Source organism: Micromonospora sp. MH99 (genome assembly GCF_021442385.1).
Taxonomy (GTDB): Bacteria; Actinomycetota; Actinomycetes; order Mycobacteriales; family Micromonosporaceae; genus Micromonospora.
On sequence record NZ_MUZA01000012.1, the window covers coordinates 127,934 to 137,051 of the forward strand.

Below are 9,118 nucleotides of genomic sequence, written 5' to 3' on the forward strand. Positions count from 1 at the left end.
GTGGCCGATCCACGGACGAAAGACGAGGTCGTCGCGGCGGTCGCCCAGGCGCACCGCCGCGACTGGGCCCAGGTGTTCAGCACCACGGCCCATCTGACCCGCGACCTCGACCTCGCCGAGGAGTGCACGCAGGACGCGTTCGCACAGGCCCTGGAGACCTGGACGGAGACCGGCGTCCCCGATCGACCGGGCGCCTGGTTGACCACCATCGCGCGCAACCGGGCCCGCGACGTCCTGCGCCGCGAGTCCGTGTTCCGTCGCAAGATGCCGCTGCTCGTCGCCGACGAGACCACTCCCGGGCCCGAGGACGGCCTGGTCGACGACCGGCTGCGCCTCATCTTCACCTGCTCGCACCCCGCCCTGGCCCGGGAGGCGCAGGTCGCCCTGACGCTGCGCCTGGTCTGCGGGCTCTCCACCCCCGAGGTGGCGCGCGCGTTCCTGGTGCAGCCGGCGACCATGGCAGCCCGGATCACCCGGGCCAAGAAGAAGATCGCGGCGGCCCGCATTCCATACCGCGTGCCCGGCCCGGACCAGCTTGAGGAGCGGGTCAGCGCCGTCCTCGAGGTCGTCCACCTTATCTTCACCACCGGGCACACGGCGCCGCTGGGCGCCCAGTTGGTTCGGCAGGATCTGGTGGAGAGCGCGATCAGCCTGGCCCGCATGCTGCATCTGCTCATGCCGACCAACGCCGAGATCAGCGCGCTTCTCGCGCTGCTGCTGCTCAACGCCTCGCGCCAGGACACCCGCATGTCCGCGGACGGGCGCCTGGTGCTGCTGTCGGAGCAGGATCGCTCGCGCTGGGACCGGCAGCTCATCGCCGAGGGTCGGTCGTTGGTGGCCGACGCGCTACGCCGGCGGCCACCGACGCGGTACGCCCTGGAGGCCGCGATAGCCGCAGTGCACGCCGAGGCACCGAGCTGGAGGGAGACCGACTGGGCCCAGATCGTCCGGCTCTACGACGCCCTGTTCCGGCTCTGGCCCTCGCCAGTGGTCGATCTCAACCGTGCCGTCGCGGTCGGGCTGCGCGACGGCCCCCGGGCCGGGCTCGACGCGCTGAACCCCCTGCTCGCCGACCCGGCCCTGGCCACGTACGGCTACCTCAGTGCCGCCCGGGCCGACTTCCTCCGCCAACTGGGGCGGTGGTCGCAGGCCCGGACGGCCTACGAGGAGGCGCTGACCCTCACCGACAACGACGTCGAGCGCGCGTTCCTCAGCGAGCGACTGACCGAAGTGGAGCGGAATCTGTGACCGCCAGCACCTCTCGGACGGTCTCGTAGAATCCGTCGACGCCGTACTGGCCGCGGCGGTTCGCGCAGTCGTCGGCGTACTGCTCGCTCATGGTCTGGCCACCGCTCTCCAGCATCGCGATCTGGCTCGCGTAGGCACCTACCGCGCGGAGCTTGCGGGCCCAGTCGGTGTCACTGACCGCGACGGCCACCGGCTCCGCCACCCGCACGCCCGCCGGCAGCGGCGGCATCACGTTGACCCCCGGCCACGCGAGGTAGGGGAAGTCGTCCCAGAGCGACAGCGGTGAGCCCGTCCTGGCCACCGCGGCGAGGACGGAGTCGCGGGTACGCCGGTGGTCGACGTGATTGCCGACGGCCGCGCACGTGACGACCCGGTCGGCCGAGAACTCACCGATCACCCGCTCGATGTCGGCGGCTACGGCGGCGACCAGGTCGTCCTCGTCGTCGGCGTGGTGGTCCATCGGGTTCTCGTCGTCGATCACCCATCCGCCCTGCGCGTTCCTGCGGTAGATCGAGTCGAGGAACGGGCCGCACAGGTACGGCGGGTCGATGCCGAGCGCGGCGAGGGCCGCGTCGTTCTCGTCACGCCGCGCCGCCACGGGATCGCCGACGATCGCCCACTGGTCGTGGAAGGTGGTCGCGATCGGCGAGTACGGCGGCGTGGGACTGCCGGCGAACACCGTGTAGACGACGACGTGTTCGCCGGCGTCGGCCAACTGGACGAGGTGGCCGCCGTAGGACAGCACCGCGTCATCGAGATGCGGGGACACGACAAGGGTTGTCATGCGGCTCTCCCTTCGAAGTGGATTTCCTGCGAATGTGCGGGCGCGGTGACCGGGCTGGCGTACGAAATCGTCCGCCGGCCGATCCGGCCGGCCTCGGCCAGGATCTCTGGGCCCCAGGTGGCCCAGAGGCCCGCCATCCGGGAGGTGATGACGACAGTGCCGGCGCTGTCGTCGCTCAGCGTCGTCGCGAGCCCGAGGGCGTGGTAGCCGCTGTGGTCACCCGAGCGCACGGCGCGTTCGAGGAGTTCGTGATCGAAGTCGACGACTGTCGCGCCGGTCAGCGACGCGGGCAGCTCGCCGCCGCACCCGATGATGGTGACCGCCTCACCGTCGGGCACGTCCATCAGGGCGTCGGCGATCTCGTCGGAGACGCTCAGACCCCGCGCCCGCTGCTGCCAGTCGAGGAGCTCCAGGTACATCGGCTCCCACTGCCAGAACTCCCCCTTCTCCACCATCACGGCCAGACCCATCTCGACAGCGGGCTCGGGGAACTTGCTCAGGAACAACCGCATGTTGGCGAACAGCTCGTCGAAGTTGGCCTTGTGGTCGCGGTCGTGCGGCGCGACGACCGCCCACGCCTCCGTCGCGAGCTCGATCGTCAGGCCGGCGCGGTGCAGACGGAATCCCAGCTCCATGTCCTCGCCGCCCCAGCCCTGGAATCGTTCCTCGAACGCGCCGACCCGGCGGAAGTCGTCCATCCGGATCGAACAGTTCCCGGTCCAGAAGGCCTGCCAGGGAATCGACCGTTTCCTCAGGTCCATGTCGCAGCCGACGAAGTAGGGCTGACGGACGTCCTGGAACTCCGGTAGGTGGCGGTAGCGCTCCACCACCAGCTCGGGCGGCATCTGCGCGAGGAGTTCGTCCACCCCCACCATCGGCACGTCGGGGTTGTAGCCGTAGCTGGGCCCCACCACGGCCCGCCGCGACTCGCCGCCCTCGTGGGCGGCCAGGTGCGCGGCGAGGAATTCCGGACCCACCATCGAGCCGGTGTCGAGGATGACAAGCAGCGCGCCGACAGCCATCCGGGCCGCGCCGTTGCGTGCGGACGCGACCCGGAACCCCTGGTCCTCCTGGAAGAAGTACTTGATGTGCAACAGGTCGGCGTAGGACCGCACCACCTCCGCGGTGTGATCGGTGGACCCGTCATCGCCGACGATCACCTCGAAGTCGTCGGTGGGAATCGTCTGCCGGGCGAGCTGCCGGAGGGTCTCCGACAGCAGGTCAGCTGAGTTGTAGGTCGCGATGATGACGGATGCCCGCCGCCGGTGGCCCATGGTTCTCCTTCGCATGGTCGGTTCAGCCGTTCGAACTGGCCTACGTGTTCACGAGGTTGCCGGGCCGGCGTACGAGATGGTGCGCCTGCCGATCCGGTCGGCCTCGGCCAGGATCTCCGCACTCCAGGTGCCCCAGAGGCCGGCCATCCGGGAGGTGATGATGACCGTGTCGACGCTGTCGTCGGCCAGCAGCGTGTGCAGCCCGACGGCGTGGTAGCCGCTGTGGTCCCCCGACCGCACGGCACGGTCGAGGAGCTGGTCATCGAAGTCGACGAGGACCGCGCTGGTAAGCGTCGCGGGCAGCTCGGCGCCGCATCCGACGATGGCTACCGACTCATCGTCCGGCACGTCCGCCAGGGCCTTGGCTATCTCGTCGGCGACGCTCAGGCCGCCGGCCTGCTGCTGCCAGTCGAGGAGCTCACGGTATGTCTGCTCCCAGTGCCAGAACTCCCCCTTGTCGATCATCACGCCCAGGCCCATCTCGACGATCGGCTCCGGGAACTTGCTCAGGAACATCCGCATGTTCACGAAGAGCGCGTCGAAGTTGGCCTTGTGGTCGCGCTCGTGCGGCGCCACCACTACCCATGCCTCCGGCGCGACCTCGATCGTCAGGCCGGCGCGCAGCAGCCGAAGTGCCAGCTCCATGTCCTCGCCGCCCCAGCCCTCGAACTTCTCCTCGAAGCCACCGACCCGGCGGAAGTCGTCGGTCCGCATCGACGCGTTCAACGTCCAGAAGGCCTGCCAGGCCACCAGCCTCCTGCTCAGGTCCATCTCGCAGTCGGTCAGGTAGGACTGGCGGACGTCCTGGAATTCGGGAAGGTCGCGGAACCGCTCCACAGCCGTCTCCGGGAGCATCTGCGCGAGAAGCTCGTCCACCCGCGCCGTCGGCACCTCGGGGTTGTAGCCGTAGCTGAGGCCGATCACCGCCCGCCGCGACTCGCCGCCCTCGTGGGCGGCCAGGTGCGCGGCGAGGAAATCCGGACCCACCATCGAGCCGGTGTCGAGAGTGATGAGCAGCGCGCCGGCGGCGAGCCGGGCCGCGGCGTTGCGCGCGGCGGCGGCCCGGAATCCCCGGTCCTCCTGGAAGACGTACTTGACCTGGAGTTTGTCGGCGAAGGACCGCACCACCTCGGCGGTGTTGTCGCTCGACCCGTCGTCGCCGACGATCACCTCGAACTCGTTGGTGGGGATGGTCTGCCGGACGAGGTAGCGCAGTGTGTCGGCCAGCAGGTCGGCCGAGTTGTAGGTCGCGATGATGACGGATACCCGGATCCGGTGGCCCATGGTTCTCTCCTCGCATGGTCGTGTCAGCGGTATGCCTTGGCCTGGATGGCGAACATCTCGGCGTAGGAGCCGCCGGCGCGCATCAGGGTGTCGTGGTCTCCGACCTCGAGCAGTTGCCCGTCACCGACCACGATGATCTTGTCTGCCATCCGTGCCGTGGAGAAGCGGTGCGAGATCAACACCGTGACGGCGCCGGTCTGCGCGCTGGTACGCCTCGCGTGTTCCGCGTAGCGCTCGAACAGCTCGTGTTCGGCCTGCGGATCGAGGGCCGACGTGGGTTCGTCGAGCAGCAGCAGCATCGGGTTGTCGCGCATGAGCGCCCGACCCAGGGCGAGCTTCTGCCACTGGCCGCCGGACAGCTCGGTGCCCTCGGCGTACGACGTGCCCAGCTGGGTGGACAGGCCGTCCGGCAGGGCACGCATGACGTCGGTGGAGTGGGCCTTCACCAACGCCTCGTTGACCGCCGCCTCGTCCGACACCCGCGCCACGTCACCGACACCGACCGCCTCGAGCGCCCGGATCTCGTACCGCACGAAGTCCTGGAAGCCCGCGGCCATCCGCTCGCGCCACCTGTCGACGGGCAGCCGTCGAAGGTCGACACCGTCGATGAGGATCCGGCCGGCCGTGGGCTGGTAGAAGCCACACAGCAGCTTGACCAGTGTCGTCTTGCCGGCGCCGTTCTCACCGACGATCGCCACCGTGCTGCCGGCGGCCAACGTCAGGTTGACATCGCGCAGCGACGGCCGTTCGGCGCTCGGGTAGCTGAAGCTCACGTTCTCGAAGGCGATCCCGGTGACCAGCCGGTCCGGGACGGGCTGGTCGGCCAGGGACCCGGCACCGGCTACCGCGTCGCGCAGCCGATCCAGCCGCAGATAGGTGTTGGCGAGGCGTTGCAGTTGCTGCAGCTGCGTGACAGCGCCGGTCACCTGCTGGTTGACCTGGGTGGCCAGCACGATGACCAGGACCACCTCGCCGACGCTCTGCTGCCCGGCTATCGCGTTACGGACGACGAGCAACACCGCTCCGACGTACGCGAGACCGAAGACGACCTGACCCGCCGCCCGTAGCGCCATGGCCTTGAGGTGCGCGCCGTAGAGACCACGGGTGGCGGTTCGCCACAGGCTCGCGTACCGCTGCCGTAGTTCCTTCTCCACGCCGAACACCCGCAGCTCGCCGGCGTAGCGGGCGCTGGTCGTGGCCTGGAAGAGGTTGAGCGCGACACGGGTCGGCTCGGCGACCGCCGTCTTGGCCCGCTCCAGGGCGCTCTCGGCCAGCCGGCCGGTGAACAACGGCACGGCAGCGGCCACCGGGAGCAACAACAGCAACGGGCTCTGCCACGCCAGGATCGCCGCGCCCAGGACGACCGACAGCACCATCGTCGCCGCCTGGAACAGCGACTCCATGCTGCTGCGGAACTGCCCGCTGTCCTGGACCAGGACGGTGAGCTCGTCGGCCTGCTCCGGGCGCTCGTGATGGCCGATCCCCGCAGATCCGTTGGAGACCGCCAGCAGCTCCCGGTGCAGGTCCAGCTCGATGAGTTCGGACAGCTCGAAGTACGCGACCATGGCGAACTGGCCGGAGGACTGCGCCAGGATGGCGAGCAGAGCCACCACCCCGCCCAACACGGCGGCCTCGGTCGCGTCCCCGCCGATGACCGCGTCGGTCATCGCGCCGAGCGCGACGGCGAGCAGGGCGGCCGACGCGGCCAGGGCCAGCATGAGGAAGGTGGCGATCACCGTCTTGCGCGCGTCGATCCGCCACGCCGCGGACAGCAGCCTGCCGACGCCTGCGAACATCTCCCTCACAGCAGCACCTCGTCCCGGTCCGGGTCGCTGTTGTCGGCGAAGCGGTTGGCCTGCAACCTGAACAGCTCGGCGTAGCGCCCGTTGCGTGCCAGCAACTCGTCGTGCGAGCCCTCCTCGCTGACCCGGCCGTCGTGCAGCACCACGATCTTGTCGGCATGCCGCACCGTCGAGAAACGATGGGAGATGAGCAGCGTGGTGGCGCCCTGGGTGAGCCCCGCGAACTGATCGAAGAACTGCGCCTCGGCGCGTACGTCGAGGCTCGCTGTCGGTTCGTCGAGCACCACGACCGACGCGCCGTGCCGCAGCGCGAACAGGGCCCGCGCCAGCGCCAGCCGCTGCCACTGGCCGCCCGACAGCTCGGCGCCGCCGGTGACATGCGTGGCCAGTGGCGTGTCCAGGCCGCGGGGCAGCGAATTCACCACCTCGGTCAGGCCCATCGCCGCCACGGCCTCCCGGACGCCGTCCCGATCGTCAGCCGAGCCCACCGCGCCGAACGCCACGTTGTCCGCGGCGGAGAACTCGTAGCGCAGGTAGTCCTGGAAGATCACGGCGAGCCGGGCACGCCACTGCGACAGCTCGAACGTGCGGATGTCGACGCCGTCGAGACGTACGGCCCCGCGGTCGGGCTCGTAGAGCCGTGCGAGCAGCTTCACCAGCGTCGTCTTGCCCGCGCCGTTGAGCCCGACGATCGCGGTGCAGCTGCCGACGGGGATTCGCAGGTCCAGTCCGTCGAGCACCGGTCGGTCCTGACCGGGATAGTGGAACGACACGTCATCGAAGTGGATCTCACTGACCGGCTCGGGCGCCGGGCTCCCGGAGCCGGCCGGCTCCAGCACTGTGTGCCTGTCGATGTGATCGGCGAACCGGCGCACCGCCCGGTGGGTCTCGGTGCCGATCGCGGTCTCCAGGTCGGCCTCCGGGTAGAACACCGACAGCCGGATGGCACCAAGCGCCGCCTGCATGATCAGGACGAACTCGGTAAGCGTCAGCGTGTTGATCGCGGTGGCGCCGATCGTCGCGAAGATCGCCCCGCAGGCGAGGAGGCTGAACCCGGTGGACCACACACCGGGCCACAGGTAGACCCGCCGTCGCGCCGCCCACAGCGGCGCGAACCAGGCGCGGTAGGACGCCCGCATCTCGCCGTCCATCCAGTTCGCCAGCCCGAAGACCCGGATCTCCTTGCCCGCCGGCGGCTGCACGGCCAGGTTGCGGACGTACTCCACCTTGTTCTGCTGGGGCATGAGGCTGAACCGGGCGTGGGCGTAGCGCCGCAGACCGCCGCGCTGCACGTTGCGGAACCACAGCACTGTCACGGCCACCGCCACTGCCGCCCACCAGGAGTAGACGACGCCGATGATCGCCGTAAAACCGACCAGTTGGCCGTACCGCGCGATCAGCGCGAGAGTGCCGGCGCAGGCGCTGCCCGGCCCCCACATCTGCAGGCCGTGCTCCAGCTCGCGGGCGGCGTAGCGCAGGTCGGCGAGGACCGACTGGTCCTCCATCGGCCCGACCCCGGTGCTGCGCGTCGACGCCCGCATCACGTCGTCCACCACCGTGCCGTCGATCCGCCGCGCCAGCAGCTCACCCAGCGAGAGCTGGGCCGGCGCCAACACCTGCTGCAACACGAAGATGCCGGCGGCCGCCGCGAAGACCGGCACCAGCTCCCGCCACGCCGTCGAGTCGAGACCGCCGTCCACGGCCCCCGGCACCTTGCCCAACACCACGCTGGACGTGACGACGAACGCGATCGGCAGTGCGGCGAGGAACAGGTTGAGCAGGAGGAGCGCGCCGAGGAGACCGAAGCCCGCTCTGGGCATGAGGCGGAGGATGCTCGCACGCGCGGATATCAGGCCCCACAGGCTGCTGCGCATGTCCATCGATCTCCCTACTCGACCGCCGGTGCTGTCACTGGTTCGACGAACATCGAGCGGTCGAGATCGACACGGGGACCGAATTCCATCACGGAAGATGGCCGGAGCGGCCGGCCCTGGGACAACGCGGCACGGTTGAAGAAGTCTCGCCGTGTTCCGGCCCGTCAGAGTTCAGCCGGGCCCGTTCCCGCGCGGCGGCACCCAGCGGTCAGACGTCCGCTTCGATGGCGAAGGTGTTGCCGTCCGGGTCCTGGAACCACGCGATACGACCACCGCCGGCCCGCTCGGTGATCCCCTTCGCGTCGTGTTCGATTTGCTCGTAGCGGGCGAACTCGACGCCGGACGAGGACAGCTCGTCGACGATCTCGTCGATGTCGTCGACGTACCACGTCGCCAGCGTCGCAGGCGTCTTCCCGGCGGTGACCGACTGGTACACGTTGAGGGCGGGACCGCCACCGGAGGCGTAGATGCGGCTGCCGTCGGCGATGGTGGCGCTGGGCGCGGACCACAGCGGTACCAGCCCCAGCCTGCCCTCGTAGAACTCGACGGCCCGCGCGATGTCGGACACGGCGACCGATGTTCGCAGATGGTGTGCGTTCAATGGCATGACCCACCCTGGCACGGACGGACGGCCCTGGCACGTGACGCGGGGCGGGTTCGGCGTGGTGCCGAACCCGCCCCGGGTCGTGGGGTGGTGGAGGGTCAGCGTTGCAGGGTGAGCAGGCCCGGGCGGTACGGCAGCAGGCCGTAGTCGACACCGTTGGAGGACGGAGACCGGCCCTGGTAGAGCAGTTGCAGGTTGCAGGGGTCGACGGTGAAGGTCTGGTCGGCGCTGGTGCGGATCAGCTCGCC

General features: G+C 69.8%; 7 protein-coding genes and 1 pseudogene. 1 reads left to right on the forward strand and 7 read right to left on the reverse strand.

Annotated features, from left to right (window positions below; genetic code table 11):
• A complete protein-coding gene (locus B0E54_RS09495; protein ID WP_234582946.1) occupies positions 1–1,248 on the forward strand; it encodes an RNA polymerase sigma factor in 1,248 nt (415 codons plus the stop codon).
• Here B0E54_RS09495 and B0E54_RS09500 read toward each other — a convergent pair.
• The 7 genes and pseudogenes from B0E54_RS09500 to B0E54_RS09530 all read right to left on the reverse strand — a co-directional run.
• Complete coding sequence (locus tag B0E54_RS09500; protein ID WP_234582947.1) at positions 1,211–2,032, reverse strand: PIG-L deacetylase family protein; 822 nt, start codon at positions 2,030–2,032, stop codon at positions 1,211–1,213. The genes B0E54_RS09495 and B0E54_RS09500 overlap by 38 nt on opposite strands.
• Positions 2,029–3,306 (reverse strand): glycosyltransferase, encoded by a 1,278-nt coding sequence (locus B0E54_RS09505; RefSeq protein ID WP_234582949.1) that lies wholly within the window; start codon positions 3,304–3,306, stop codon positions 2,029–2,031. The genes B0E54_RS09500 and B0E54_RS09505 overlap by 4 nt, the downstream gene beginning before the upstream one ends.
• 48 nt (positions 3,307–3,354) lie before the next feature.
• Positions 3,355–4,590 carry a glycosyltransferase gene (locus B0E54_RS09510; RefSeq protein WP_234582950.1) on the reverse strand — a complete coding sequence of 412 codons (1,236 nt, stop codon included), beginning with the start codon at positions 4,588–4,590 and terminating at the stop codon, positions 3,355–3,357.
• 23 nt (positions 4,591–4,613) lie between these two features.
• Positions 4,614–6,386: an ABC transporter ATP-binding protein gene (locus B0E54_RS09515; RefSeq protein WP_234582958.1), complete on the reverse strand. Its 1,773-nt coding sequence runs from the start codon at positions 6,384–6,386 to the stop codon at positions 4,614–4,616.
• Positions 6,387–6,391: 5 nt separating this feature from the next.
• On the reverse strand, positions 6,392–8,212 hold the full coding sequence (locus B0E54_RS09520) for an ABC transporter ATP-binding protein (RefSeq protein ID WP_234582952.1): 1,821 nt from the start codon (positions 8,210–8,212) through the stop codon (positions 6,392–6,394).
• Positions 8,213–8,474: 262 nt separating this feature from the next.
• Positions 8,475–8,834 (reverse strand): VOC family protein, encoded by a 360-nt coding sequence (locus B0E54_RS09525; RefSeq protein WP_234582953.1) that lies wholly within the window; start codon positions 8,832–8,834, stop codon positions 8,475–8,477.
• A 134-nt stretch (positions 8,835–8,968) separates the two neighbouring features.
• Positions 8,969–9,118 (reverse strand): annotated as a pseudogene (locus B0E54_RS09530) (alpha-L-arabinofuranosidase); the annotation flags it as partial.